Genomic DNA, 24790 nt, shown 5'->3' on the forward strand with positions numbered 1-24790 from the left:
GAACGGTTGGGCGGCCCTGCCGGACCGGGGTCAGCGGGGCACCGGCTTCAGTTCGCAGCTGCCGTTCGTGCACTCCCTTCGGAGCCGGCCCCGGGAGACGGTTTCGGCCAGGCCGATCGCCCAGCACATGGGGCAGCCGCGCAGGGCGATCAGGCCGACCGGGGCCAGGAGCAGGGTGACCGGGCCGAGGAACGGGATGAGCGCGAAGGCCGCGATCAGCGCGCCGAAGCCCACCGCGCCGCGCGCCAGGTGCCGCGGCACGGACGCGCTCGCGAAGCCGGATCCGGAGGATGCTGCGGTGTCAGTGGTGGGCACGGGTGTCTCCCAGGGTGTGCTGGAGCGCGGCACGCGCCCGGTGGAGCCGCGACTTCATCGCGGCGGTGCTCAGGCCCAGGGCCTCGGCGGCGGCCCGGCCGCTGTGGCCCTGGACGTCCCGCATGATCAGCACCCGCCGCTGGTCCGCCGGCAGCCCGGCGATGGCCTCCGCCACCCGCCCCGCCTCCAGGCGCCGCAGTACCTCGTCCTCCGCCGACATGACGGCTGTGTCCGGCAGTGGCGGCCGCTCCCTCGGCATCAGCCGGGCCCGCCGCAGGCACTCGTTGCGGACGATGCGGAACATCCACGACGCCAGCGCCCCGGACGCCCTGAGCATCCCGATCCTGCGGTACAGGATGATCAGCGCCTCCTGGGCCGCGTCCTCGGCGTCCTCGCGCGACGCGCACAGGGAGTGCGCGAAGCGCCGTACGTTCGGATGCGATCCGGCGACCAGCGCGGTGAGCGAATCGAGGTCACCGGCCTGCGCGGCGACGATCAGGGCCTCGCCGGGCCAGTCCGTACGGTCAGCCACGGGCCCGGCCCCGCTTGCGCAGGACGGCGACGGTGCACGCGCAGAGCAGGACGGCGGCGCCGGCGACGACGACAACAGTGATCACGTCAAACCTCCAGGTCAGGTGCCGACCTCGGCGTCGGCAACATACACAAGAGGCGCGGGCACCCCGAAAGGATTCACCCCAGGGCCGGATCGACCACCGTCTCGCCCGTCGAGGCGCGGCGGACCGCCTCCGCCAGGTCCTCCACCCGGCCGTCCCGCAGGACCAGCCCCGCCGCGCCGGCGGCGAGCGCCGCCTCGCGCAGACCCGGGTGCGCCGAGCCCGTCATGACGAGGATCCGGCACTCCGGATCGTCCTCCAGTAGGGCGGTCACCGCCGCCAGCTCCTCCACCAGGGCGACCGCCGGGCGGGCCACCGGGTCCCGGACGACCTCGATGTCGGGCTGGAGGCCGAGCTGGAACGCCAGGGCCGGATTGTGCGGGTCCAGCAGGACCCGCAGGGCGCGGGCCTGGCGGTGTTCCACGGGCATTTCGTCCACCCGCCAAGCCTATCTGACGGGAAGTCAAGAGTCTTCCCAAGTGCGGGGGTGTGCGTTATACATTCCCTCACCGGCCGAGCCTAGAACGCGTTCTAGAACCGGCCGTCCCGCATACGACCTCGGTGCGGCCGACGGTGCGGACGACCGCGCCGAGGTCTTCCAGGCAGCGATTTTCCAACGACAGGGAGCCGCGTCCTCATGCCGATCGATGCCGCCAGGGCCCTCGCCGCAGACCCCCGCCAGGGGGACATCGGCTGGGACCACAAGGACATCCAGCTCTACCACCTCGGCCTCGGCGCGGGCCTGCCGGCGACCGACCCGGACGAGCTGCGCTACACCCTCGAATCCAAGCTCCACGTCCTCCCCAGCTTCGCGACCGTCGCCGGAGCCGGCATGGCCATGCTCGGCGGCCTCGGCCAGCCCGGCATCGAGGTCAACCTCGCCGACGTCCTGCACGGCGGCCACTCCATCGAGCTGCACCGGCCCATCCTCGTCAAGGGGCGCGCCACCTCCAGCTCCAAGGTCGCCGCCGTCTACGACAAGGGCAAGGCGGCCGTCATCGTGCTGCGCTCCGAGGTGGCCGACGCCGACGGGCCGCTGTGGACCAGCGACGCGCAGATCTTCGTACGGGGAGAGGGCGGCTTCGGCGGCGAGCGCGGGCCCTCCGCCCGGGAGGAACTGCCCGCGCGCACCCCCGACCGGGTCGAGGAGCGGCACATCCGCGAGGACCAGGGACTCCTCTACCGCCTGTCCGGCGACTTCAACCCGCTGCACGCCGACCCCGAGTTCGCCAAGCTGGCCGGCTTCGACAAGCCGATCCTGCACGGGCTGTGCTCGTACGGGATGACCCTCAAGGCCGTCGTCGACACGGCCCTCGACGGGGACGTCTCCCGGGTCCGCGCCTACCGCACGCGCTTCGCCGGGATCGTCTTCCCGGGCGAGACGCTGCGCATCCGGATGTGGCAGGAGCCCGGCCGCGTCCTGGTGTCGGTGACCGCCGTCGAACGGGACGACGCGCCGGTCCTCGCCGACACCGTCGTCGAACACGCATAACACTCCGCCCCCCTGACAGCACCGACAGGAGCCGCACCGTGCGCGCAGCACTGCAGAGCGAGATCGGGCAGGACAAGCTGGAAGTCGTCGACGACATGGAGGCCGTGGGCTTCGGCCCCGGCAAGGTGAAGATCCGGATCAAGGCCACCGGCCTGTGCCACTCGGACCTGTCCGCGATGAGCGGCGTGCTGCCGCAGCCGGCCCCCTTCATCCCCGGCCACGAGGGCTCCGGCGTGATCACCGACGTCGGCGACGGCGTCACCGGTCACGCGATCGGCGACCGCGTCCTCGTCTGCTGGCTGCCCCCGTGCGGCCACTGCCCGTCCTGCGGGCGCGGCCAGGGACACCTGTGCCTGGAGGCCTTCGGCAACGTCGCCACCCCCAACTTCAAGCGGGGCGACGGCGACATCTTCGGCTTCGCCGGCACCGGCACCTTCTCCGAGGAGATGGTCGTCCCCGCCGCCTGCGCCGTCCCGATCCCCGACGACCTCCCCTTCGACATCGCGGCACTCATCGGCTGCGGCGTCACCACCGGACTCGGCGCGGCCGTCAACACCGCCAAGGTGACAGCCGGTTCCTCGGTGGCCGTCATCGGCTGCGGCGGCGTCGGCATATCCGTCATCCAGGGCGCCAAGGTGCAGGGCGCGGCCCAGATCATCGCCGTGGACCCCGTCGCATCCCGCCGCGAGGCGGCCCTGCGGTTCGGGGCCACCGAGGCGGTCTCCCCGGAGGAGTTCGCCGACGCCAGGAACCGGATCACCGCCGGCGAGGGCTTCGACTACGTCTTCGAGGTGGTCGGCAAGTCCGCGACCGCGCAGAAGGCGTACGAGATGACACGGCGCGGCGGCTCCGTCGTCGTGGTCGGGGCGGGCGCCCTCGACGACAACTTCCAGATCAACATGTTCTCGCTGTTCTTCGACGAGAAGAAGATCCTGCCGTCGATGTACGGAGGCGGCGACGTGCTCCGCTCCTACGAGCGCACCATCGCGCTGTGGCGGGCCGGCCGGATCGACCTGGCGAACCTGATCACGCACCGGGTGAGCCTGGCCGAGGTCAACGACGCCCTGGACCAGATGCGCACGGGCGTCGCCCTGCGCACCTGCATCGAACTCTGACCGTCCCGGCCGGCTCTGACCGTCCCGGCCGGCTACGACCGTCCCGGCCGTCGCCGACCTGCGCCGACAGCTCTGACCGTCTCGACCCGCTCTGAGAGGAACGCTACGGATGTCACTCCCACTTGAGGGGCTCTGCGCCATCGTCACGGGCGCGGGCCGCGGGCTCGGCCGGGCCGAGGCGATCGAGCTCGCGCGGCTGGGCGCGAGCGTGGTCGTCAACGACTTCGGCCAGCCCGGCCGGGACGGCTCGGGCGAGGCCTCGGCCGCCCCGGCGCAGGAGGTGGCCGAGGAGATCCGCGCCGCGGGCGGGCAGGCCGTCGCGCACCTCGGCGACGTGGCCGACTTCGGGCAGGCGCGCGAGCTGGTCGAGCTGGCGGTGAGCACCTACGGAAAGCTCGACGTCCTGGTCAACAACGCGGGCATCCTCCGCGACCGGATGATCTTCTCGATGTCGGAGGAGGAGTGGGACTCGGTGATCCGCGTCCACCTCAAGGGCCACTTCAACACCACCCGCTTCGCCTCAGCGCACTGGCGCGAACGGTCGAAGGCCGCAGGCGGCCCGGTCTACGGCCGGATCGTCAACACCTCCTCCGAGGCCTTCCTCGGCGGCTCGGCAGGCCAGCCGAACTACGCGGCGGCCAAGGGCGGCATCGTGGGCCTGACGACCTCGACCGCCCTGGCCCTGGCGAAGTACGGGGTGACGGCCAACGCCATCTGCCCGCGCGCCCGCACCCGTATGACGCAGGACGTCTTCGCCGGCTTCGAGGTCCCCGAGGACGGCAGGCTGGACGCCCTCGCCCCCGAGCACGTCGCCCCGCTCGTCGGCTACCTGGCCTCACCCGCCTCCGCCAAGGCCAACGGGCAGCTCTTCGTCGTCCACGGCGGCATCGTGGTCGTCATGGAACGCCCGAAGGTCGCCGCCAAGTTCGACACGGGCAAGGAGTCCTTCTCCTACGAGGAGCTCGACGAGGTCCTCACCCCGCACTACGCCTCCCGCCCGGCGAACGAGACCTTCGCCGCGCCGGAGGTCCTGGGCCTCAAGCACGGCTGACCGCCGGGGCGCGGCCCTACCGCCCCGCCAGCGGAGCCTGCTGCAGGGGGACCGGCCGCGGTGAGGGCGGGGGCGGCGGATCCCTGCGGACCGGCGGGTCCACAGGGGCCGGCGGGTCCACGCGGACCGGCGGGGGAGGGGCGGCGGGAAGGGTCATCCCCGCGAGCCCGCAGGGCACCTCCGGGATCGCGTACGGGAGGTGCAGGCGGCCCTGCGGGCTCCACAGGCCGGCCCCGCCGAGCCACCCCGCCGGGGCCGCCGTCCGGAAGACGTGCCGGTCGGCGGGGCGCCACAGGCCGATGTCCCCCTCGGGCAGCCGCAGCGCCACCCCGCAGGTCTCCGGCATCAGGGCCTGGCCCGGCTGGACGGCGAAGGGCAGGGCGTCCCTCAGCCGCAGGCACTCGGGGAAGCGGACCGGACGCGAGCTGCCCAGCACGCCCCAGCCCAGGCGCGGTTCGCCCGGGGCGTCGGAGCGGATCAGCAGCAGTCCGCTGTCCGGGTCGGCCAGCAGCAGCCGGTCGTCGCTGTCCTCGGTGATCTGCAGCAGCGGGGTGATCCTGCCGTCGCCGCCCAGGTCCACGGTGACGGCCTTGGCGGTGCCCTCCAGCTCGCGGTCCAGGGCCAGCAGCCGGCCCGTCCGGTCCAGCCACACCCCGCCGGAGCAGCGCCCAGGGATCCGGGCCACCCGCTGCGGTCCGAAGGCGCACCCGGCCACCTGCCACAGTGTGGTCACGGTGTCCGACGCCGCCACGGCGAAGGCTCCGGAGCCGTCCGGGGCCGGCGGGAGCAGGAAGACCCGTACGCCCTCCTGCGTGTCCACGCCGCCCAGCTGGAGCTCCCCGGTGCGCGGCCCGGCCGCGGCGCCCGTCGGGTAGAGCAGGGCGAAGGCGTGCCGGTCCGCGACCCGGCGGTGGATCAGCACGCGCCCGTCGGCCAGCGGGAGGAGCTCGCTGTCCGCCTCCTCGGGCTGTGCGAGGGGCAGCGGCACCGCGTAGGGCTCGGGACCGGCGAGGGTCCAGCGTTCCGCGAAGCGCGCCTCGCCGTCCCCGGCGAGCCGGGCGGCGTACGACCCGTCCGCGGAGATCGTGAACGGGGCCGTGGTCGTCATCTCGATGGCACAGACAGTCATCCGGGCCGTCACCTCCGGTGAGGAAGCTAGTTTTCGGGATTCCGCCGAACAACACGACCAAGGCGGCTTCACACGTAAGGGTGTCCGCGCGGCGATTCGTCTGTGATGGGCGGTGCGCTTGTGCTGTGCGGCATCGAAAGGCAGGCGCTGCGGGCGGGCGGCGGGCCGCTTCGCAGGTACCGGCGCTGACCGGACCGGCCGCCACGGACGGTAGCCTTGGCCCGTGCCCCGTCTCTCTGAAGTCATCGCCGCGCTGGACGCTCTCTGGCCCCCCTCGCGGGCCGAGCAGTGGGACGCGGTCGGAACCGTATGCGGCGACCCCGACGCCGAGGTCAGCCGGGTCCTCTTCGCGGTGGACCCCGTCCAGCAGATCGCCGACGAAGCCGTGGAACTGGGTGCCGACCTGATCGTCACCCACCACCCCCTCTATCTGAGGGGCACCACCACGGTCGAGGCCGGCACCTTCAAGGGCCGCGTCGTGCACACGCTGATCAAGAACGACATCGCGCTGCACGTCGCCCACACCAATGCCGACACCGCCGACCCCGGCGTCTCCGACGCCCTCGCCGGCGCCCTGGACCTGCGGATCACCGGCCCGCTGGTGCCGGACCCGAGCGACCCCGAAGGCCGCCGCGGCCTCGGCCGCATCTGCGAGCTGGACCGCCCCGAGACCCTGCGGGAGTTCGCCGCCCGCTGCGCGGCCTGGCTGCCGCCGACCGCCCAGGGCATCCGCGTCGCAGGCGACCCGGACGCGATGATCCGGCGCGTCGCCGTCAGCGGCGGCTCCGGCGACAGCCTCCTCGCGGAGGCCCGCGCCGTGGGCGTGGACGCGTTCGTGACCGCCGACCTGCGTCACCACCCGGTGTCCGAGGCCCGCGAGCAGAGCCCGCTGGCCCTCGTCGACGCCGCCCACTGGGCCACCGAATGGCCCTGGTGCGAGCAGGCCGCCGCGCAGCTCGACGCGATCTCCGAGCGCCACGGCTGGGGTCTGCGCACCCACGTCTCGCGCACGGTCACCGACCCGTGGACGGTGCACGCGCCGTCCGTAGCCTCCCCTTCTATCTCTGGAGCCCCCAACTGAACGCCGAGCCCGCCGACCAGATCCGACTTCTCGATGTCCAGGCGCTGGACGTCCGGCTGTCTCAGCTCGCCCACAAGCGCAAGTCGCTGCCCGAGCACGCCGAGCTCGACACCCTGACCAAGGACCTGGCGCAGCAGCGCGACCTGCTGGTCGCCGCCCAGACCCAGGCGAGCGACACGGCGCGCGAGCAGACCAAGGCGGAGCAGGACGTCGACCAGGTGCGCCAGCGCGCGGTCCGCGACCAGCAGCGGCTCGACTCCGGCGTGGGCATCTCGGCCCGGGACCTGGCGAACCTGCAGAGCGAGGTCGTCTCCCTCGCCAAGCGCCAGGGTGACCTGGAGGACGTGGTCCTGGAGGTCATGGAGCGCCTGGAGGCCGCGCAGGAGCGCGTCTCCGAGCTGACCGAGCGCGTCTCCGCCCTGGAGGCCAAGGTCGCGGACGCCACCATCCGTCGGGACGCGGCCACCGCCGAGATCGACGCCGAGGTCGCGAAGGCCACCAAGGACCGCGAGGTGATCGTCACCTCCATGCCGGGCGACCTGATGGCCCTGTACGAGAAGATCCGCGTCAAGCAGGGCGGGGTCGGTGCCGCCCGCCTCTACCAGCGCCGCTGCGAGGGCTGCCGGCTGGAGCTCGACATGGCCGAGGTCAACGAGATCAAGGCCGCGGCCCGCGACCTGGTCGTCCGCCACGAGAACTGCGGCCGCATCCTGGTCCGTACGGCCGACTCGGGCATCTGATGCAGCGACTCGTCCGGATCGTCGTGGAGGCGGACGGCGGGTCCCGGGGCAATCCGGGGCCCGCCGGCTACGGCGCGGTCGTCCTCGACCCGGCCTCGGGCGAGACGCTGGCCGAACGCGCCGAGTACATCGGCGTCGCGACGAACAACGTGGCGGAGTACAAGGGCCTGATCGCCGGGCTCACGGCGGCCCGTGACCTCGCGCCCGACGCGGCGGTCCTGGTCCGGATGGACTCCAAGCTCGTCGTCGAGCAGATGTCGGGCCGCTGGAAGATCAAGCACCCGGACATGAAGCCGCTCGCGGCTGAGGCCGCGCGGATCCTGCCGCGCGCGCAGGTGACGTACGAGTGGATCCCGCGCGAGCGGAACAAGCACGCGGACCGGCTCGCCAACGAGGCGATGGACGCGGGCAGGCGCGGCGGGCAGTGGGAGCCGTCGGCCTCCTCGGCCGCCTTCACGACCGTGTCGGCCGTGCCGGCCCCGTCGGGTCCGCCCGGTGACGCCGCCGCGGGTGCGGCGGCGGCGCGGGCGGCCCTGGCCGGCGCCCGGCCCGGCCCCGACGCCGCGGCCGCCCGCGGCATCGCCGGCGCCGAAGAGGCCCAGGCGGGCGGCGCCGCGACGGCCGACGCCATGTCTCCTCGTACGTCGGCCACCGCGCCGGTGTCCGCGGAGGCAGGGGCCGACACCCTCTTCGCGGAGCCCGGCTCCGGTACGGGCGGACCGATCCCGTCGGCGGCGCCGGCGCCCGGCCGGGCCGATCAGGACCGGACGGCCACCGCCCCCGCGGGTGGGCAGGGCTGGGCCCCCGACATGGGGGCGCCGGCCACCTTCGTGCTGCTGCGACACGGCGAGACCGCGCTCACCCCGCAGAAGCGGTTCTCCGGCAGCGGCGGAAGCGACCCCGAGCTGTCCCCGGCGGGCCGCCGCCAGGCGGCGGCCGTCGCCGAGGCGCTCGCCGCCCGCGGCACCGTCCAGACGGTCGTCAGCTCCCCGCTGCTGCGCTGCCGTGAGACCGCGCAGGCCGTCGCCGACCGCCTCGGCCTCGCCGTGACGGTCGAACAGGGCCTGCGCGAGGTGGACTTCGGCGCCTGGGAGGGTCTGACCTTCGCCGAGGTGCGGGAGCGTTTCCCGGACGACCTGCAGGCCTGGCTGGACTCCCCGAAGGCCGCCCCCACCGGCGGCGGGGAGAGCTTCGCGGCCGCCACCCGCCGGATCTCGGCCACCCGCGACCGGCTGCTGGCCGAGCACGCGGGCCGCACGGTCCTGCTGGTCACCCACGTGACCCCGGTCAAGATCCTGGTCCGCCTCGCGCTCGGGGCCCCGCCGGAGTCCCTCTACCGCATGGAACTCTCGGCGGCGTCCCTGTCGGCGGTGGCCTACTACGCGGACGGCAACGCCTCGGTCCGCCTGCTGAACGACACCTCGCACCTGCGGTAGGCGCCCTCAGGGTGCGGGCTTGAGGTGGCCGAGGGCCTCCGTCGCCCGGGCGAGGGAGCGGGCCATGTTCCGCGCCTCGGCCCGGGCGGACTGGACGGCGTGCTCGGCCCGGCGGGGCGCGCCACCGTCCGGGGCGGTCCAGTCACCGCCGTCGGTCCGCCGGATGCGCTGCTCCAGGTGCTCCAACGCGTCTTCGAGGTGGCGGGCGAGGTCGAGCAGGCTCCCGGTCACGGAAGCGATCTCGGCGGGGTCCGCGTAGGAGCTGCGGGAGTCGGTCGCTTCGGCCAGGTCGCGTACGTGCGCGGCGGCAGCGGCCGCGCGCTCGGAGTGGTCGCTCATGAGCCGAGCGTGCCGCATCGGCCTCACGGCCGGAAGGTGTCGGCCCCAACGGGCCGCCGATAGGCATCGGCACCGACCGCCTCGATCGGAGCGGGGACCGGGGCCCGTGCCGGGCGTCCCGCAACGGCCGGCGCCCCGTGACGCCGGGCGTTCCGCAACGGCCCTGCCGACCGGCGGTCCGGGCTCCGGAGCGCCGTGCCCGGTCCGGGTCCAGGCGGTCGGCCAGGCCCGCGGCGGTGAAGGCGGCCTGAGCACCCCGCCCCCGCAAGAAGGGACCGCAGACCGGCGTCTTCCGGATCCTGGTCCTGGCGCTGCTGGCCGTCCTTGCCGTCGCCCAGATATCCGAGGCCGTCGCCGGGTGGCAGACCGCAGACATCATGACGGAGATGTACTGCGACAAGGTCACCCTCCGTAGCCTCGACCCCAACTGCGACTGACCGCACGCCAAGCCCCGCCCCGGCAAAGAGCAGGCCAGCGGGGGCGTTCGCCGTTTCGAGGGTCAGACGGTCTGCTCGATGTGCTCGAAGATGTCCGCGTCGGTCTCACGCTGCCAGTCGGGGAGGGCGTCCCAGTCGGCGACGTAGCTCGGCTTCGGCTCCGGGATGTGCTTGTGGATCTGGGCGATCCAGCACAGCGCGACGAACCGGCCCCTCTGCTCCCGGCTGAGCTTCGCCGTCTGACCGCCGCTCACGTGGACGAAGTCGCGGACCTGGCCGTAGACCGCGGCGGCGCACTGCCTCTCCCACTCCGGCGCCTCGTCCCACGGCGTGATGTATCTGGGCTTCGGCTCGCCGGGGAAGTGCTTCTTCACGCCGGCGATCCATGCCTCTCGGAAGATGCGGCCGTCGTCGCTCATATGGTCTTCCTTCATCAGACGGTGGCTCCGATCTTCTGCGAGAACCGGCGCAGCCCCGGCATCTCCGGGTTCATCATCAGCAGCTCCGAGGTGATCGCCCGTACCTTCGGCCGGGCCGCTTCCTCCGGCGCGTACGAGGCCAGGGCGCGGAGCGCATGGAACGTCTTGGTCGGCTCGTCGAGCGCCTGCCAGACCCGGGCAACGTCCATACACATCCGCCCTCGCCGCTCGGCCGTCGGCAGTAGGCGCGGATCGAGCTTCTCCGCGTAGGCGAGGGCCTGGTCGTCCTCGCCGAGCGCGTGGTGCACGCTGATCCGGAACCCCTGCGTCTGAGCCTCCCCGAACTCGCCTGGGATGTAGAGCCGCTGTGCGACAGTCTCCCGCCGCTTCGCCGTTTCCTCGGCCGCCCCGATCAACTCCATTGCCTGCCCCCGCCAACCGGCCTGCGCGGCGCTGTACGACGCCGTCAGCATCAGCGTGCCGCGCATCGCGAGTTCGTCCGGCCGTTGCCCCAAGCGGGTGGCCGCTTCGTGAAGATGGTCGATCGCGGCCTGATAGTCGCCGCTGCGCCGAAGGGACACCCCCATGGAGTGTGCCGCCTCGCCCATCACCACAGGATTACCCGTCAGCTCCGCCTGCGCACGCGCCCGTTCGGCCGCCACCCAAGCCATGCCCTGGTAGTTCTTGATGGCGAGCTGCGCGAGGAGGACGTACGCGCGGGCTGTGATGTCGTGGGTTTGCGAGGCGAGCGAGCCGGAGATCAGCGACGGAAGCGTGCGGCCGAGCTTGCTGTAATGCGCGGCCTGGAAGACCGTGCGGGCTTCGACAAGGGCGGCGAGCAGCGCTTCCCGAGACGTCGGCCGGGCATGAGGAAGACGGAACAGCGAACGCTCCACCAGCTCCTTCGGGTCGACGGCCGCGGCGGATGCGTTGCCGGGCAGCGCGGCAGCGATGCCGACCCCCAGCCCGAGCGTGAGCACTTTTCGGCGGTGCACGTCATCCCCTTCGAGTCCGACGTCGGCAGCAGTCAGCCCCAGGACACCACATAAAGCGGCCAGCGTGTCCTCGTCCGGATTGATCTTCCCGGTTTCGACCCGCGACAGCCACGACCCGGAATAGCCGACTGCCTTGCCCACGCCACCTTGCGACAGCCTCTTTACGTTCCGAGCCTGCCGCAGCACATCCCCCAGCAAATCGCCCATGCACAGAGTGTGCCGATGCATGCACAGGATTTGCAGACTCTTCGTCAGACATGGTCCGAACGGGGCTGCCTCGATTCACTGGTCATCACGCCGCCCCCGCAGGGCGGTCGCTCGCCGGCAGGGCACCGCTTCGTCTCCCATGTCGCACGGTGCCCTGCTGCAACTCCCTCGGAAAGGAGCACGCGATGCCCGGCACGGAACTCCCGCGCCGCAGCCCCGGCGTCAGCGGACGCAAGGTCTCCGTCCCCGAGCCGCAGCCCGGCGCACCGAGCCGGACTCTGCGGATAGGAGCGGCCGGGGCTCGGAGAAGTTCATGCGCCTCGCTGAGGTGCGTGGGGAGGACGCCCCTTGAGCAGGCGCCCGTCCTGGTTGTACGAGGGCGCCCGCGTCCTCGACCCGGCCAAGGGCCGTGAGGGGATCGTGCAGTTCATCGGCGAGTGGGAGAACCCTGAGACCCGCCGCGTCATCCCCGAAGCAGTCTTCCTGCGCCCCGAAGGCGGCGGTGTCGAGTGGATCGTGGCCGATCACCAGGCACTGCGGCAGGCCGACCCTCGCTGAACCCCGCTACGTCCCGCCCCGCACCTCCTACAGCACCAGCGCCCGGGGCGGGTGCACCACTTCCTCTCCGCACCTGACCAGGTAGTCGGCGCGGGGAGGAACGGCGCCGGGGACATGTCTGGGGACGTGCTCCCCGGCGCCACCCACGGACCACTCGAAAGGCAATCGAGAGGAGCACCATGGCAACCGCGACACCGGTGGTCAACTGGACCGCCCTGCACAACTTCGCCACGCTCGGCGGCCAGTTCCGCGTCTCCCTCACCCCGAAGTGCAACGTGGCCTGCTGGTTCTGCCACAACGAGGGCGACGTACCCCCGCCGTGCACCCGCACCCACCGGCACATGCAGCCGCGCACGGCCGAGCTGTGCGCCGAGCACTTCACGATGATCACGCGCGAAGTGATCGACGCGGGCCTCACCCGCGTCTACTTCACCGGCGGTGAGCCGCTGATGTCCCCGCTCGCACGCCCGGTCCTCACGTCCCTGCCCGTCCGCCGGCCCGGCGTCAGCTACACCATGATCACGAACGGCACCCTCGTACGCACTCAGCAGGACTGGCTCGCCGAGGCCGCCCTGGACCGTATGAAGGTCTCCCTGCACTACTTCTCCGACGAGTCGTTCCGAGCCATTGCGGGGACCCGCAAGAGCGTCACCACTGTGCTCGACGGCATTGACGCGGCCCGGGAAATCTGCGGCCAGGTCGAGATCAACACGCTCATGCAGAAGGAGAACGAGCACGAACTCACCCGCATCCTCGACTTCGCCCTGGACCGCCGGATGCCCGTCCAGTTCATCGAGCTGGTCGAGACCGGCTTCAACGCCAGCCGCACATCTTCCGCCATCGGCGCGGAAAAGATCATCAGCCACCTGCGCACCCTCACCGGCGACGAGCGGACCGAAGTCGCCGGAGTCGGCCAGGGACGCCGTGTGTTCCGCGTGGACGGGGTGGAGATCGACGTCATCCACCGCGACCTCGGCCGCCACCACGTCGGCCAGTGCGGCACCTGCCCCCTCAAGCCCACCTGCATCGAAGGATTCTGGTCCCTGCGCCTGGACCACGCCGGCGGACTCCAGCCGTGCCTCTTGCGGGACGACCTCCGCTTGGACCTGCTCCCGCTTCTCGACTCCCCGGACGGCATCACCCCCGCCATCGCCGCACACGTCGCCTCCTTCACCGAGGGCCTCCTGTGACCGGCCTCCGCGGCAAATACGCGCCGCTCACCACAGCAACCCCGGTCCTGCACCCGTTCATCGGTCTGGAAGGCGTGTCCGGCGTCGGGAAGTCCACCCTGGCCCGGCTCCTGGCACTACGCATGAACGGCTGGCACATCCACACCCCGCCCGACCCCCACAGTCCGCTCCTGCCCACCATCATTGCTGGCGTCCGCCCGCTGCCGCAGCTCGCCTTCCTGCTGTCAGGCTTGATGCACGCCTCCGACGAGATCCGCCGCCAGCTCAGTGACCGGCCCGTCATCGCCGACCGCTACCTGTCCTCGGTGGTCGCCTGTCACTCCGCCATCACCGGCACACCCATGGACCAGGTCGCCGCGATCGTGGACGCCTTCCACCCCTACCTGGTCGTCCCCGACGCCACGTTCTACCTGACCGTCTCGGACCGCTCCCTCAGGGAGCGCATGGGAACCAAGGACGACACGAAGCAGGACGACGAAGAGCTCTTCGGCGTCCCCGGCCGGCTCGCTCTGCTCCGCCAGAACTTCGCGGCCGCGGCTACCGCGGACCCCACCGCCGTCCTCCTCGAAGCCGACGGCCGCACCCCCGACGACCTCGCCGACATGATCACCGCCCACCTCAAGGAGCGCTGTGCTTAACCCCATCGACACCGCCACCGTGATCGGCGAGAACGAGGTCAGCGGCGCCTTCCCCGGCCAGATCCACGAGGGCGTCGCCTGGTGGGTCGGAGCCTGTTATGTCGCCCTCACCCGCACCAGCGCCCTAGCCGTCGCCGACGACGGGCACCCCGCCACGGCCGAATTCCGCCGACGCATCACCCAAGGCGCGGTCAACGCCCGCCACTTCGCATGCCACGTCACCGACCTCGGCCCCAGCAGCGAGGAAGCTCTCAAGGCCACGATGGACGACCTCGGCGGAGTACCCGGCGCCTACCTCCACACGAGCAAGGACGACGACCACACCACCATCACCATCCGCCTCTACGCCGCCGACGGCAGCCCCGTGACCGAAACCAGCGGACTCGCCGACCTCCGCCGCATGATCGACAACGACCGCATCCCCATCCCCGTCAACGAGCATGCCCGAGGCACCATCACCCGTCGCTTCTCGGACGGCACCGTCTCGTGATCAACGCCCGCGCCCTGATCGAGTCCGGCGCGAACATCCTCTTCGTCACCCTGGACTCCCTCCGTTACGACGTCGCCCGCGCCTGCGCACACGCAGGAGACACCCCCCGCATCGCCGCCTACCTGCCCGGGGGAGCCTGGGAGGAGCGCCGCACCCCCGGCACCTTCACCCTGCCCGCGCACACCGCCTTCTTCTCCGGCTTCCTGCCCAAGCTCCCCCAGCCGGTACAACCACCCCGCATATGGGAATGCCGCCCGCCCGCCTTCAAGACCGTCGACCCCGAGACCTTCGTCTTCGACGCCCCCAGCCTCCTCGCCGGCCTCAGCCGGTACGGATACCGCACCGTTTGCGTCGGCGGCGTCACCTACTTCTCCCGAGAGACCCCACTCGGCTCCGTCCTGCCCGCCATGTTCGACGAGGACCACTGGCGACCCGAGTTCTGCTCGCCCGAGCCGGACTCCACACGTCACCAGGTCGACCACGCCTTGGCCCTCGCCTACACCCACCGGGACCGGCCCCTGTTCCTGTTCGTCAACGTCTCCGCCACCCACGTCCCCCACGGTCACTACCTCGGCGAGTCCTCCGACTCCTGGCAGTCACAGGCCGCCGCCCTCACCTATGCAGACGAGCACCTCGGCCGCCTCCTGGAGCAGCTCACCGCGACCGGGCGATGGCTGGTGATCATGTGCGCCGACCACGGGGACGCCTTCGGGGAAGACGGTTACCGCGGCCGCGGAATCGCCCACCCCACGGTGATGAACGTTCCGTTCAACGCCTTCGTCACCGGCCCGCGGAGTAGCCTCCCGACGTATGCAGACACTTCCCGTACAGAGTGACGCAGCCGTCGTCGTCGCCCGTGACATCCAAGGACTGGTGGCGGTGCTGACCAGCCGGACTGCCAGGCACGGCGAGCTGTTCCTTCCCGGCGGACGTCTCGACCCCGGCGAGACACCGCTGGAAGGCGCCCGCCGGGAGCTGCGGGAAGAAGCAGGAATCACCGCCGTTGACTGGACCGAACTTGGCACCTACGCCATCACCCTCGCCTCGCCCGCCCGCATGTCGCTCTTCCTCGCCGAGGAACTCACCCTCGGGCCCCAACAGCTCGACGAGGGCGAAGAAGACTTCAAGCTGATGTGGTGGCCGATGCAGGACACCATCAAGGCAGCCGAAGACGGCCGCTTCCTCCTCCCCGGCGGCCCCCTCGCACTGCTCCTCGCCGACCGGCGCTGACAGCAACGCCCCGCCTCAGCAGCAGGCGGGTTCTATCGATCCCCGCAACACCCTGGAGTTCAGGGAGTTGCGGGGATCGTGGATTTTGGGGATTTGAGGGCGAGGTTCTTCGAGGCGCTGGACCGGGAGAACGGCAGTGTCACGGGTGCTGCTCGGGCGGTGGGGGTGAACCGTCACACGGCGGCCGGGCGGGCGCGCAAGGCTGGTGTCCGTGGTCGGGGGAAGCCCGGTACGAGCGGGCATCCGGGCCGGGCGGAGTATCACCGGCTGTGTGCGTTGGGGGTGCGGCGGCGGGGCGGAGCGCACGCCTTCGAGATGCGTTCCATTGCGTGTCCAGCGTGGGCATCTGACGCGATCCGGCCAAGTTCAACCTCGGTGGTGACAGAGCAGGGTCGACAGTCCACCACCGCGTTACCGCAGGTGAGGGGCAGGATCCCACTCCCGATAAGGGAGTGGGGCAGACGAGCCGGCCTGTACGCCGGGTTCTGTCACCCGGTGACCTCGCGGTCGCCGGGGAGACGGCCATCCATCTAGGACCGGCGTTGCCGCCGGCCTCGTGCGGTCTACCCGCGAACTCGGGCGGGCAGCCCTCAAGCGTTCGCGCAGACCCGTCCGGGGACGGATCCTCTTGACCTTGCTCCGGGTGGGGTTTACCTAGCCGCCTGGGTCACCCCAGGCGCTGGTGGTCTCTTACACCACCGTTTCACCCTTACCGAGGGCCGAAGCCCCCGGCGGTCTGTTTTCTGTGGCACTGTCCCGCGGGTCACCCCGGGTGGGCGTTACCCACCACCCTGCCCTGTGGAGCCCGGACGTTCCTCGGCGGGATCCGAGGATCCCGACGCGGCCGCCCGGCCGACTCGTCTGCCGTGGCGACCATGTTACCGGCTGTGCCGTCGCCGCTTGACCTTGCCGCAACGGCAGGGTTTCTACTGAGGGCATGCGGATCGGAGAGATCGCCGCGGTGGTCGGGGTCACCACCCGGGCGATCCGGCACTACCACCATGTCGGGCTGCTCCCGGAACCGGAGCGGCGCCCCAACGGATACCGGGCCTACACCGTCCGGGACGCCGTCCTGCTGGCCCGCGTACGGCGGCTCACCGAGCTCGGGCTCAGCCTTGACGAGGTGCGCGACGTCCTCGCGGACGACGCCGGGCGCGACCTGGCCGACGTACTGGAGGAACTCGACGCCGACCTCGCCCGGCAGGAGGCCGAGATCAAGGAGCGGCGGCGACGGCTCGCCGTGCTCCTGGCCGCGGAGCCTGGCGCGGGCGAGCCGACCTCGCCCGCGCTCGCCGCGCTCCTGGCGAAGGCGCCGCGCACCACCTCGCCGGCGGCGGCGAAGGACCGCGAACACCTGACGCTCCTCGACGCCTCGGGCGTCGGCGGCGAGGAGATCTACGCCGCACTCGGGCCGCTGGCCTCCGACCCCGGAATGCTCGCCCTGTACGAGCGGCTGGACGAACTCGCCGAGGCCCCCGCGGACGACCCGCGGATCCCGGGCCTGGCGGCGGAGCTGGTGGCGGCGGTCCCCGACGAGGTGTTCGCCGCGATCCCCCGGGACGGGGCGGTCGTGACCGGGTTCAAGGAGGCGCTGCTCGCCGAGTACGCCCCCGCACAGGCGGAGGTCGTCCGCCGCGTCATGGAGGCCTTCATCGAGAGGGGACGGGGATGACACGCGCGGTACGGGCGGCCCGGATCGTGGTGGCTGCGGTCCTGCCGGCGGAGCTGGCGCTCGTGGTGTGCGTGGCGGCCGGGGTACGGCTGCCCGCGCCGGCCCTGGCCGCCGCCGAGGCGGTGGTGTTCGGGGTGCTCCTGCTGGAGGCGTGGGTGTTGCACAGGCTCTACGCCACCGCCCGCGCAGCCGGTGGCGAGGAACCTCGGGCCGCCCTGCGGACGGCGGTCCGCGCCGTGGTCCCGGTCCAGGTCCGGCGGCTGCTGCGGCACGAGCTGCACGCCGGCGCCTCCCTCGGCTGGTGGGTCCTGCGCCGCAAGCACGGGGTGCGCCCGGGGGACCTTGCCGCCGCGTACACCGGACCGCAGACGGCCATGACGTACGGGATGGTCTTCGTGTCGGTGGTCGAGACCGTCGCGCTGGCCCTCCTCATCCCCTGGCCGGCGGTCCACCGGGTGGTGCTCGTGCTGGACGTGTACGGGATCCTGCTGGTGATCGCCCTGCACGCCGCCTGCGTCACCCGGCCGCACGTGGTCGGCGCCGACGGCACGCTGCGGATCCGCTACGGCGCCCTCTTCGACCTCGCCGTCCCGCCGGACGCGGTGGCCTCCGTACGGGTGGAGCGCCGCTATCCCGAGGGACGGCTGGTCACGCTCTCCGAGGACGGAGTGCTCGACCTCATCGTCGGCGGCCAGACCACCGTGACCCTGGAGCTGAACCGCCAGCTCACCTTCACCCGCCCGCTTGGCGCCCGCGCGTCGGCCAGCACCGTCCGCTTCCACGCCGACGACCCCCGCGCGCTGGTCTCGGCCCTGCGCCAGCCGGCGTAGTCGCTGAGGGCGGGCGGGCGTCTACCCTGGCCGGGGGGCCGCACCCCTGCGTCGTGTCGTATCGAAGGAGAACCACCGTGCTCGTGCTGCTGCCGCCCTCCGAGGGAAAGGCCGCCGGCGGCTCCGGCGTACCGCTGGAGCCGCAGGAGCTGTCGCTGCCCGGTCTGGCGCAGGCCCGGGCGGCGGTGCTGGAGGAGCTGGTCGAGCTGTGCGCGGGCGACGAGCTCAAGGCCCGTGACGTGCTGGGCCTGAGCGAGGGCCTGCGCGGAGAGGTCGCCAAGAACGCGCAGCTGCGCTCGGCGGCGGCCCGCCCGGCGGGGGAGATCTACACCGGCGTGCTCTACGACGCCCTGGGCCTGGCCGAGCTGCCCGCGGCGGCGCGGGCGACCGCCGAGGACGCGCTGCTCGTCTTCTCGGGGCTGTGGGGCGCGGTGCGGGTCACCGACCGGATCCCCTCGTACCGCTGCTCGATGGGCGTGAAGCTCCCCGGTCTGGGCGCGCTCGGCGCGTACTGGCGCGGGCCGATGGCCGAGGTGCTGCCCGAGGCCGCCGGGGACGGGCTGGTACTGGACCTTCGTTCGGCGGCGTACGCGACGGCGTGGAAGCCCAAGGGCGAGGTCGCGGGCCGGACCGCGACCGTGCGGGTGCTGCACTCGCAGATGGTGGACGGCGTGGAGAAGCGCTCCGTGGTGAGCCACTTCAACAAGGCGACCAAGGGCCGCCTGGTCCGGGACCTGCTGGTGGCGGGGGCCGTGCCCGGCTCGCCGGCGGAGCTGGTGACAGTGCTGCGGGACCTGGGTTACGTCGTCGAGACGCAAGCCCCCGCGAAGGCGGGCCGGGCCTGGTCCCTCGACGTGGTCGTGACGCAGATCCACCACTGACGGCGCACCGCGGCGGTGGCCTGGGACACGGCACCCGGCGCCTGGCGTCCGGGCGCCGCATGGGTCAACGGCCCAGCGGCCAGGCCACCGTTGCCGGGGTGCGGTCGGAGGTGTCCGCGTACGCGGCGCAGGCGTCGGTCAGGGTTTCCAGGAGGGTGAGCGGGTCCGGGAGGGGGTGCTCCACGCCGCGGATCCAGGTCACCGCCTGGTCGCCGGGGAGGGCCGCCGGCGGGACCAGGACGTAGCTGCCGCGGCAGTGCCAGCGCAGGCCCGGGTGTTCGTCCATCGTCTCGGGGTGGCAGTCCAGCGCGCACGGCCACCACTCGTCCTCGTCCTCGGGGGTGCCGCGGGTGGCGGTGAAGAAGAGCATCCGGGCCTGGTCGCCGCTGCCGCCCGATTCGGCGACGGGGCCGACCTTGATGCCGGCCTCCAGGAGCCGCGCGAGGGCGGCGGCGCCGGCTTCCAGCGGGACATCGAGGACGTCGTGGACCATGCCGGTCGCGGTGATGAAGTTGGCCTGGGGCTCGTTGCGCGCCCACCGCTCGATCTGCGCGCGGTCGGTGGTCGACTGCGTCTGCCAGGCGAAGGAGACCGGATGTCGGGCCGGGGTCGGACAGCCGATGCGGTCGCACGAACATCGGTAGCCGGCGGGATGGGCGGCAGGGGCGAGCGGCAGACCGGCGGCGGCGACGGCCAGGAGGAGCGCCTCACGCTCCCGTGCGGGGTCCTCGGCGGTGGGTTTCTGCCGCCGGCGCAGCCACTGGGAGATCCTGCTCTGCTCGCCGCGTTTGACGCGGCCGGACTCAGACCCCATCTATCCCCTCACCTCACCGTTGCCCCGGCAGACCTTCACATGGTCCCACCATCCTGCGCCCCGGGTGACCGCTCTCGATGACCGGGGGGCCGGGGATGGGTGAGGGTCAACCACAACATATCCACACAATCAGGGCAAACATTCCCGGGTGAACGCAGCTTGTCCGGCGGCTAGCGGGCGGTGACGTTTGCCACCCCGCCGAGCACCCTGTCCACGAGTGCGTCGGTGTACGCGTGCGTGAGGGGCGCGGTGCGCAGCAGCCAGCGGTACGTCAGCGGCCCGAGCAGCATCTCCACCGTCAGCCGCAGGTCCGTGCCGGGCGCGAGCTGGCCGGCCTCGCGGGCCGTGCGCAACCGGGCCTCGTACAGGGCGAGCTGCGGCTCCAGCAGCTGCTCGGTGAAGCGGGCGCCGAGCTCGGGGTCGGTGGCTCCGGCCGCGGTCAGGGCGCGCGCGGGGGCCTCGTACCTCTCGTCGTTGAACTCGTCGACCGTCGCCCGCAGGACGTGCTTCAGGTCGGCGGCGAGGTCCCCGGTGTCGGGGAAGCCGCTCCACCCGGCGTCCGCCTCCGCGTCCCCGGCGAGGGCGAGGGAGGCTTCGAGGAGGACGGCCGCCTTCGACGGCCACCAGCGGTAGATGGTCTGCTTGCCGACGCCGGCGCGGGCGGCGATGGCCTCGATGGTCAGCTTGTTGTAGCCGACCTCCCCGACCAGGGCGAGCGCGGCGTCGAGGATGGCGCGCCGGGAGCGGTCGCTGCGGCGCGTGGCGTCAGGGGTCTTGGTCATGCCCGAAAGTATCGCACCGAGACGTCTCGTCTCCTCGGCTTCCCCAGGAACCCTCCGAAGCCCCCCGGAGTTCATCGTTTTCGTAAACCACCCCATCGGTCCACTGCGTCGTACCGGTCCCAGGAGAGACGATTCCTTCCACGCACTCGTCCCGAGTCGTGAAAGTCGTGAGGAGCCTTCTTTGCGCAGAGACGCCACACCCCGGCGCTACCTGATGTGCCCACCCGCACATTTCAGGGTCACGTACTCCATCAACCCGTGGATGGATCCCACGAAACCGGTGGACCTGCCCCTCGCCCAGGCGCAGTGGGAGGACCTCAGGGACCGGTACCTGTCCCTGGGCCACACCGTCGAGACCCTCGTGCCCGATCCCGCGCTGCCCGACATGGTGTTCGCGGCGAACGGGGCGCTGGTGGTCGACGGCCGGGTCCTCGGGGCCCGGTTCGCCCACCCGGAACGGGGCCCCGAGGCCCGGATCCACCTCGACTGGTTCCGCGACCGCGGCTACCAGGACGTCCACGAGCCCGCCCACGTCAACGAGGGCGAGGGCGACTTCGCCGTCACGGCGAGCTACATCCTCGCCGGCCGCGGCTTCCGCTCCAGCCCGCTGTCGCACTCCGAGGCCCAGGAGTTCTTCGGCCGCACCGTCATCGGCCTCGACCTGGTGGACCCGCGCTACTACCACCTGGACACCGCGCTCAGCGTCCTGGACGGCGACGAGGTCATGTACTACCCCGACGCCTTCTCGCCCGGCAGCCAGGGCGTGCTGCGGCGGCTCTTCCCCGACGCGCTGATCGCCGACGGCCGGGACGCGGCCGCCCTCGGCCTGAACGCGGTGTCCGACGGCCGGCACGTGCTGCTCCCGCAGGCGGCCACCGGGCTGTTCGGCCCGCTGCGCGACCGGGGGTTCGAGCCGATCCCGATGGACCTCGGGGAACTGCTCAAGGGCGGCGGCAGCGTGAAGTGCTGCACCCAGGAGCTGCGCCCGTAGGGTCCTGCGGTCACGGCAGGACCCTAGGAGGCCTCGTCGTCCGAGGGCGGCGGCCAGGCCTGGCCCCAGTCGGCGTCCCGAGCGGCCTTGTAGAGGCCGCCGTGGCGCTTGGTCACGTTGACCCGGGTCAGGCCTGCCCCGTCGCCCTGCTCGGGACCGCACAGCTCCAGCAGGACCAGCCCCTTGCGGATCTGCGGCCTGCGCGTGATCCGGGAGGCGGCCGGCTCCACCGGGAAGCGGGTCGCGGCGACGTAGCTGAACTTCTCGTCCTCGTAGGGGAGCGAGCCGCCCTTGACCTGCCGGTGCAGGGAGGACCGGCTGACCCGCGCCGAGAAGTGGCACCAGTCCTGGCCGACCTCGACGGGACAGGTCCCGTCGTGCGGGCACGGCGCGGCGACCCGCATCCCGGCCGCGATCAGCTGGTCGCGGGCCTCGCGGATGCGCAGGTACCCCTCCGGCGTGCCCGGCTCGATCAGCACCACCGCGCGGCCCGCCCGCGCCGCCTCGGCGACGACGGCCGTGCGGGCCTGCGCGGTCAGCTCGCCGAGTACGTACGACACCGTCACCAGGTCGGCGTCGGGGACGGCCATCCCGGCGCCGATGACGGCCCGCCGCCACTCGGCGCCGCGCAGCACGGGCGAGGTGGAGGCCGCCGCCAGCTCCCGGCCGAGGGCCAGCGCCGGTTCGGCCCAGTCCAGGACCGTGGTCTGCCGCGGGCCGTCCCAGGTGGCGTCCACCGCCCAGGTCGCGGCGCCGGTTCCGCCGCCGACGTCCACGTGCGAGCCCGGAGCCCAGTCGGGTGCCGCCTCGGCGAGGGCCTCCAGGGCGGCCCGTACGGCCTCGAAGGTGGCCGGCATGCGGTAGGCCGCGTACGCCGCGACGTCCGAGCGGTCGCGCAGTACGGGCGCGTCGGTGGGGGTCCGCCCCCGGTAGTTGGCGATGAGCCGTTCGACGGCGGCCGTGGCCTGCTTGGGCGGGAGTCCGTCGAGCAGCCCGCCGAGCGTGCTGCGGAGGGTCTCGGCGGTGGTGGGGGCGGAGGCGTTCACCTGCCGAGTTTAATGTGGGCCGGGGCCGGGACCGTCCGCGAGGGCCCGGCCCCTCGGCTCACTCCCCGGCTGGGACGGGCGCGGCCTGCGCGTCCCGCTTCTGCCACGGCCGGCACAGGGCCAGGAAGCAGCTCGCCGAGAGCACCGCGCACACCAGCTGCACCAGGGCCATCGGAACGGCCGTGTCCTCGCCCGCGATCCCCACCAGCGGCGACGCGACCGCGCCGACCAGGAACGAGCAGGTGCCCAGCAGCGCGGAGGCCGATCCGGCCGCGTGGGGGGTCCGCATCAGCGCCTGCGCGTTGGTGTTCGGCAGCACGATGCCCATCGCGGACATGAGGACGAACAGCGCTGTGGCGATGGGGGTCAACCCGACCCCGCCGAAGACTCCCGTCGCCATCAGCAGCAGGGACACCGTGGAGGCCGCGACGATCGCGAGCCCGACGGCCAGCACCTTGTCCAGGCTCACCCGGCCGACCAGCAGCTTGCCGTTGATCTGGCCGACGAGGATCAGGCCGACGGAGTTCAGGCCGAAGAGCAGGGAGAAGGTCTGGGGCGAGGCCCCGTAGATCTCCTGCACCACGAAGGGGGAGGCGGAGATGTACGCGAAGAGCGCGGCGAAGGCGAAGCCGCCGGTCAGGGTGTAGCCGGTGAAGACCCGGTCGCCGAGCAGGCCGCGCATGGTCCGCAGCGCGGAACCGACGCCGCCGGTGTGCCGCCGCTCGGGCGGCAGGGTCTCGCCGAGGCCGCGCCAGACCATCAGGGTGAGGATGGTGCCGACGCCGGTGAGGACGACGAAGACCCCCCGCCAGTCGGCGAAGCGCAGCACCTGGCCGCCTATGAGCGGCGCGACGATCGGGGCGGCCCCGGAGATGAGCATCAGGGTGGAGAAGAAACGGGCCATCTCGTCGCCGTCGTACAGGTCGCGTACGACGGCGCGCGCGATGACGACACCGGCGGCCCCGGCCAGTCCCTGGAGCAGCCGGAAGGAGATCAGCAGCTCGGCGGTCGGGGCGAGGGCGCAGATCGCGGTGGCCAGGACGTAGACGGCCATACCGGCGAGCAGCGGGCGGCGCCGGCCCCACCTGTCGCTCATCGGGCCGATGACGAGCTGGCCGAGGGCCATGCCGGCGAGGCATGCGGTGAGGGTCAGCTGGATCGTCGCGGCGGGGCTCTTCAGGGCGTCGGTGACCTGCGGCAGCGCCGGCAGGTACATGTCCATGGAGAGCGGCGGGAGGGCGGTGAGCCCGCCGAGTATGAAGGTGACGAGCAGGCTCGTACGGCGTGCCGCCTTCAGGGGCGCGGTGGTGGACGCGGAGGGCGATCGGGGCGACGAGTCGTGCGAGGGTGCCGTCGCGGGGCCTCTCTCCGACATGCGAACTCCAGTCTTCTCATCTGCTCTTATGCACCCCTGACCGACCCATGCTCTCAGCAATCGGAACGTCCGGGGACCGGAGCGCGCTGTGACGTACCCTGCGGCCCCATGGACGAACGTACGAAGAAGACCGCCGTGGTGACCGGCGCGGGCTCCGGCATCGGCCGCTCCGTGGCCCTGACCCTGGCCGCGGCGGGATGGGCCGTGGCCGTGGCCGGCCGCCGGGCCGAACCGCTGGAGGAGACCGCCGCCGCGGCCGGGACCGACGCCGACGTGCTGTGCGTACGGGCCGACGTGAGCGACCCGGACGACGTGACTCGGCTGTTCGAGTCAGTGCGCGCCCGGTACGGGCGCCTCGACCTGCTCTTCAACAACGCGGGCACCTTCGGGCCCGGCGGGGTCCCGCTGGAGGACATCACCTACGAGGCCTGGCGCTCGGTCGTGGACGTCAACCTGACCGGCGCCTTCCTGTGCGCGCAGGCCGCCTTCCGGCAGATGAAGCGGCAGGACCCGCAGGGCGGCCGCATCATCAACAACGGCTCCATCTCCGCCCACGTGCCCCGCCCGAACTCGATCGCCTACACCGCGACCAAGCACGCGGTGACCGGGCTGACGAAGTCCCTGTCGCTGGACGGGCGCCCGTACCGGATCGCCTGCGGCCAGATCGACATCGGCAATGCGGCGACGGAGATGACCGAGCGGATGCAGACCGGCATCATCCAGGCCAACGGGCAGCTCGCCGTCGAACCGGTCATGGACGCCGCCGACGTCGCCCGCACGGTCCTGCACATGGCCGAGCTGCCGCTGGAGGCGAACGTGCAGTTCGCGACGGTGATGGCCACGTCCATGCCGTACATCGGCCGCGGCTGAGCCCGTCCCTCCCCTGGATCTCCGTTGCCACCGCGCGGGGCGGGCGCCGATCA

At 72.4% G+C, this 24790-nt stretch carries 28 protein-coding genes and 1 other RNA gene; 17 read left to right on the plus strand and 12 right to left on the minus strand.

Annotated elements, in window-relative coordinates; translation table 11 throughout:
- Positions 1 to 30: 30 nt before the first annotated feature.
- From ACFWFZ_RS23465 to ACFWFZ_RS23475, 3 genes are all read right to left on the minus strand, one after another.
- The gene (locus ACFWFZ_RS23465; RefSeq protein ID WP_387124759.1) at positions 31 to 315 is read right to left on the minus strand and encodes a hypothetical protein; all 285 of its coding nucleotides are present in this window, start codon (positions 313 to 315) and stop codon (positions 31 to 33) included.
- The gene (locus tag ACFWFZ_RS23470; RefSeq protein ID WP_387124760.1) at positions 302 to 847 is read right to left on the minus strand and encodes an RNA polymerase sigma factor; all 546 of its coding nucleotides are present in this window, start codon (positions 845 to 847) and stop codon (positions 302 to 304) included. The genes ACFWFZ_RS23465 and ACFWFZ_RS23470 overlap by 14 nt, the downstream gene beginning before the upstream one ends.
- A 158-nt stretch (positions 848 to 1005) precedes the next feature.
- Positions 1006 to 1359 carry a DNA-binding response regulator gene (locus ACFWFZ_RS23475; RefSeq protein ID WP_387124909.1) on the minus strand — a complete coding sequence of 118 codons (354 nt, stop codon included), beginning with the start codon at positions 1357 to 1359 and terminating at the stop codon, positions 1006 to 1008.
- A 207-nt stretch (positions 1360 to 1566) separates the two neighbouring features.
- Here ACFWFZ_RS23475 and ACFWFZ_RS23480 point away from each other — a divergent pair, with 207 nt between their 5' ends.
- From ACFWFZ_RS23480 to ACFWFZ_RS23490, 3 genes are all read left to right on the plus strand, one after another.
- A complete protein-coding gene (locus tag ACFWFZ_RS23480; RefSeq protein WP_387124761.1) occupies positions 1567 to 2421 on the plus strand; it encodes a MaoC/PaaZ C-terminal domain-containing protein in 855 nt (284 codons plus the stop codon).
- A gap of 38 nt (positions 2422 to 2459) precedes the next feature.
- Positions 2460 to 3536 carry a Zn-dependent alcohol dehydrogenase gene (locus ACFWFZ_RS23485; protein WP_387124762.1) on the plus strand — a complete coding sequence of 359 codons (1077 nt, stop codon included), beginning with the start codon at positions 2460 to 2462 and terminating at the stop codon, positions 3534 to 3536.
- 109 nt (positions 3537 to 3645) lie between these two features.
- Positions 3646 to 4587: a 3-oxoacyl-ACP reductase gene (locus ACFWFZ_RS23490; RefSeq protein ID WP_387124763.1), complete on the plus strand. Its 942-nt coding sequence runs from the start codon at positions 3646 to 3648 to the stop codon at positions 4585 to 4587.
- 16 nt (positions 4588 to 4603) lie between these two features.
- Here the strand turns inward: ACFWFZ_RS23490 and ACFWFZ_RS23495 are convergent, their stop codons facing one another.
- The gene (locus ACFWFZ_RS23495; RefSeq protein ID WP_387124764.1) at positions 4604 to 5716 is read right to left on the minus strand and encodes a hypothetical protein; all 1113 of its coding nucleotides are present in this window, start codon (positions 5714 to 5716) and stop codon (positions 4604 to 4606) included.
- 223 nt (positions 5717 to 5939) lie between these two features.
- Here ACFWFZ_RS23495 and ACFWFZ_RS23500 point away from each other — a divergent pair, with 223 nt between their 5' ends.
- The 3 genes from ACFWFZ_RS23500 to ACFWFZ_RS23510 are packed head-to-tail and all read left to right on the plus strand — an operon-like array spanning position 5940 to position 8973.
- A complete protein-coding gene (locus ACFWFZ_RS23500; RefSeq protein ID WP_387124765.1) occupies positions 5940 to 6797 on the plus strand; it encodes a Nif3-like dinuclear metal center hexameric protein in 858 nt (285 codons plus the stop codon).
- Entirely contained in the window at positions 6794 to 7537 is a 744-nt protein-coding gene (locus ACFWFZ_RS23505; protein ID WP_387124911.1) for a zinc ribbon domain-containing protein, read from the plus strand. Before ACFWFZ_RS23500 ends, ACFWFZ_RS23505 begins: the two co-directional genes overlap by 4 nt.
- Entirely contained in the window at positions 7537 to 8973 is a 1437-nt protein-coding gene (locus tag ACFWFZ_RS23510) for a bifunctional RNase H/acid phosphatase (RefSeq protein WP_387124766.1), read from the plus strand. Before ACFWFZ_RS23505 ends, ACFWFZ_RS23510 begins: the two co-directional genes overlap by 1 nt.
- A 6-nt stretch (positions 8974 to 8979) precedes the next feature.
- Here the strand turns inward: ACFWFZ_RS23510 and ACFWFZ_RS23515 are convergent, their stop codons facing one another.
- The 3 genes from ACFWFZ_RS23515 to ACFWFZ_RS23525 form a co-directional block, all read right to left on the minus strand.
- A complete protein-coding gene (locus tag ACFWFZ_RS23515; RefSeq protein WP_387124767.1) occupies positions 8980 to 9312 on the minus strand; it encodes a hypothetical protein in 333 nt (110 codons plus the stop codon).
- Between the two features lie 499 nt (positions 9313 to 9811).
- Positions 9812 to 10168 (minus strand): hypothetical protein, encoded by a 357-nt coding sequence (locus ACFWFZ_RS23520; RefSeq protein WP_387124768.1) that lies wholly within the window; start codon positions 10166 to 10168, stop codon positions 9812 to 9814.
- A gap of 14 nt (positions 10169 to 10182) precedes the next feature.
- On the minus strand, positions 10183 to 11370 hold the full coding sequence (locus ACFWFZ_RS23525) for a helix-turn-helix domain-containing protein (protein ID WP_387124769.1): 1188 nt from the start codon (positions 11368 to 11370) through the stop codon (positions 10183 to 10185).
- A gap of 348 nt (positions 11371 to 11718) precedes the next feature.
- Here ACFWFZ_RS23525 and ACFWFZ_RS23530 point away from each other — a divergent pair, with 348 nt between their 5' ends.
- The 6 genes from ACFWFZ_RS23530 (at position 11719) to ACFWFZ_RS23555 (ending at position 15476) form a co-directional block, all read left to right on the plus strand.
- Positions 11719 to 11928: a hypothetical protein gene (locus tag ACFWFZ_RS23530; protein WP_387124770.1), complete on the plus strand. Its 210-nt coding sequence runs from the start codon at positions 11719 to 11721 to the stop codon at positions 11926 to 11928.
- Positions 11929 to 12107: 179 nt separating this feature from the next.
- Positions 12108 to 13118 (plus strand): radical SAM protein, encoded by a 1011-nt coding sequence (locus ACFWFZ_RS23535; protein ID WP_387124771.1) that lies wholly within the window; start codon positions 12108 to 12110, stop codon positions 13116 to 13118.
- Positions 13115 to 13756: a thymidylate kinase gene (locus ACFWFZ_RS23540; RefSeq protein WP_387124772.1), complete on the plus strand. Its 642-nt coding sequence runs from the start codon at positions 13115 to 13117 to the stop codon at positions 13754 to 13756. The genes ACFWFZ_RS23535 and ACFWFZ_RS23540 overlap by 4 nt, the downstream gene beginning before the upstream one ends.
- Positions 13749 to 14246, plus strand: a complete 498-nt coding sequence (locus tag ACFWFZ_RS23545; RefSeq protein ID WP_387124773.1) for a hypothetical protein — start codon at positions 13749 to 13751, stop codon at positions 14244 to 14246. The genes ACFWFZ_RS23540 and ACFWFZ_RS23545 overlap by 8 nt, the downstream gene beginning before the upstream one ends.
- Complete coding sequence (locus tag ACFWFZ_RS23550; protein ID WP_387124774.1) at positions 14243 to 15082, plus strand: STM4013/SEN3800 family hydrolase; 840 nt, start codon at positions 14243 to 14245, stop codon at positions 15080 to 15082. The genes ACFWFZ_RS23545 and ACFWFZ_RS23550 overlap by 4 nt, the downstream gene beginning before the upstream one ends.
- Positions 15057 to 15476, plus strand: a complete 420-nt coding sequence (locus tag ACFWFZ_RS23555) for an NUDIX hydrolase (protein ID WP_387124775.1) — start codon at positions 15057 to 15059, stop codon at positions 15474 to 15476. The genes ACFWFZ_RS23550 and ACFWFZ_RS23555 overlap by 26 nt, the downstream gene beginning before the upstream one ends.
- Positions 15477 to 15934: 458 nt before the next feature.
- On the opposite strand, the gene rnpB is transcribed toward ACFWFZ_RS23555, so the two are convergent.
- An RNA gene (rnpB, locus tag ACFWFZ_RS23560) (RNase P RNA component class A) lies at positions 15935 to 16336 on the minus strand.
- A 77-nt stretch (positions 16337 to 16413) separates the two neighbouring features.
- Here rnpB and ACFWFZ_RS23565 point away from each other — a divergent pair.
- The 3 genes from ACFWFZ_RS23565 (at position 16414) to yaaA (ending at position 18859) form a co-directional block, all read left to right on the plus strand.
- On the plus strand, positions 16414 to 17148 hold the full coding sequence (locus tag ACFWFZ_RS23565; RefSeq protein WP_387124776.1) for a MerR family transcriptional regulator: 735 nt from the start codon (positions 16414 to 16416) through the stop codon (positions 17146 to 17148).
- Complete coding sequence (locus ACFWFZ_RS23570; protein ID WP_387124777.1) at positions 17145 to 17978, plus strand: hypothetical protein; 834 nt, start codon at positions 17145 to 17147, stop codon at positions 17976 to 17978. The genes ACFWFZ_RS23565 and ACFWFZ_RS23570 overlap by 4 nt, the downstream gene beginning before the upstream one ends.
- Before the next feature lie 77 nt (positions 17979 to 18055).
- Entirely contained in the window at positions 18056 to 18859 is an 804-nt protein-coding gene (yaaA, locus tag ACFWFZ_RS23575) for a peroxide stress protein YaaA (protein ID WP_387124778.1), read from the plus strand.
- A 64-nt stretch (positions 18860 to 18923) separates the two neighbouring features.
- Here the strand turns inward: yaaA and ACFWFZ_RS23580 are convergent, their stop codons facing one another.
- Positions 18924 to 19673 carry a bifunctional DNA primase/polymerase gene (locus ACFWFZ_RS23580; protein ID WP_387124779.1) on the minus strand — a complete coding sequence of 250 codons (750 nt, stop codon included), beginning with the start codon at positions 19671 to 19673 and terminating at the stop codon, positions 18924 to 18926.
- Between the two features lie 170 nt (positions 19674 to 19843).
- Positions 19844 to 20455, minus strand: a complete 612-nt coding sequence (locus tag ACFWFZ_RS23585) for a TetR/AcrR family transcriptional regulator (RefSeq protein ID WP_387124780.1) — start codon at positions 20453 to 20455, stop codon at positions 19844 to 19846.
- A 103-nt stretch (positions 20456 to 20558) separates the two neighbouring features.
- Here ACFWFZ_RS23585 and ddaH point away from each other — a divergent pair, with 103 nt between their 5' ends.
- Positions 20559 to 21446 (plus strand): dimethylargininase, encoded by an 888-nt coding sequence (ddaH, locus tag ACFWFZ_RS23590; RefSeq protein ID WP_387124912.1) that lies wholly within the window; start codon positions 20559 to 20561, stop codon positions 21444 to 21446.
- A gap of 23 nt (positions 21447 to 21469) precedes the next feature.
- Here ddaH and ACFWFZ_RS23595 read toward each other — a convergent pair whose 3' ends face one another.
- On the minus strand, positions 21470 to 22492 hold the full coding sequence (locus ACFWFZ_RS23595; RefSeq protein WP_387124781.1) for a small ribosomal subunit Rsm22 family protein: 1023 nt from the start codon (positions 22490 to 22492) through the stop codon (positions 21470 to 21472).
- 58 nt (positions 22493 to 22550) lie between these two features.
- Positions 22551 to 23867 carry a Bcr/CflA family multidrug efflux MFS transporter gene (locus ACFWFZ_RS23600; RefSeq protein WP_387124782.1) on the minus strand — a complete coding sequence of 439 codons (1317 nt, stop codon included), beginning with the start codon at positions 23865 to 23867 and terminating at the stop codon, positions 22551 to 22553.
- Positions 23868 to 23975: 108 nt separating this feature from the next.
- Here ACFWFZ_RS23600 and ACFWFZ_RS23605 point away from each other — a divergent pair, with 108 nt between their 5' ends.
- Positions 23976 to 24737 carry an SDR family oxidoreductase gene (locus tag ACFWFZ_RS23605; protein ID WP_387124783.1) on the plus strand — a complete coding sequence of 254 codons (762 nt, stop codon included), beginning with the start codon at positions 23976 to 23978 and terminating at the stop codon, positions 24735 to 24737.
- Positions 24738 to 24790 lie beyond the last annotated feature (53 nt).

The sequence above is a fragment of the Streptomyces sp. NPDC060232 genome (assembly GCF_042726555.1).
Lineage (GTDB): Bacteria > Actinomycetota > Actinomycetes > Streptomycetales > Streptomycetaceae > Streptomyces.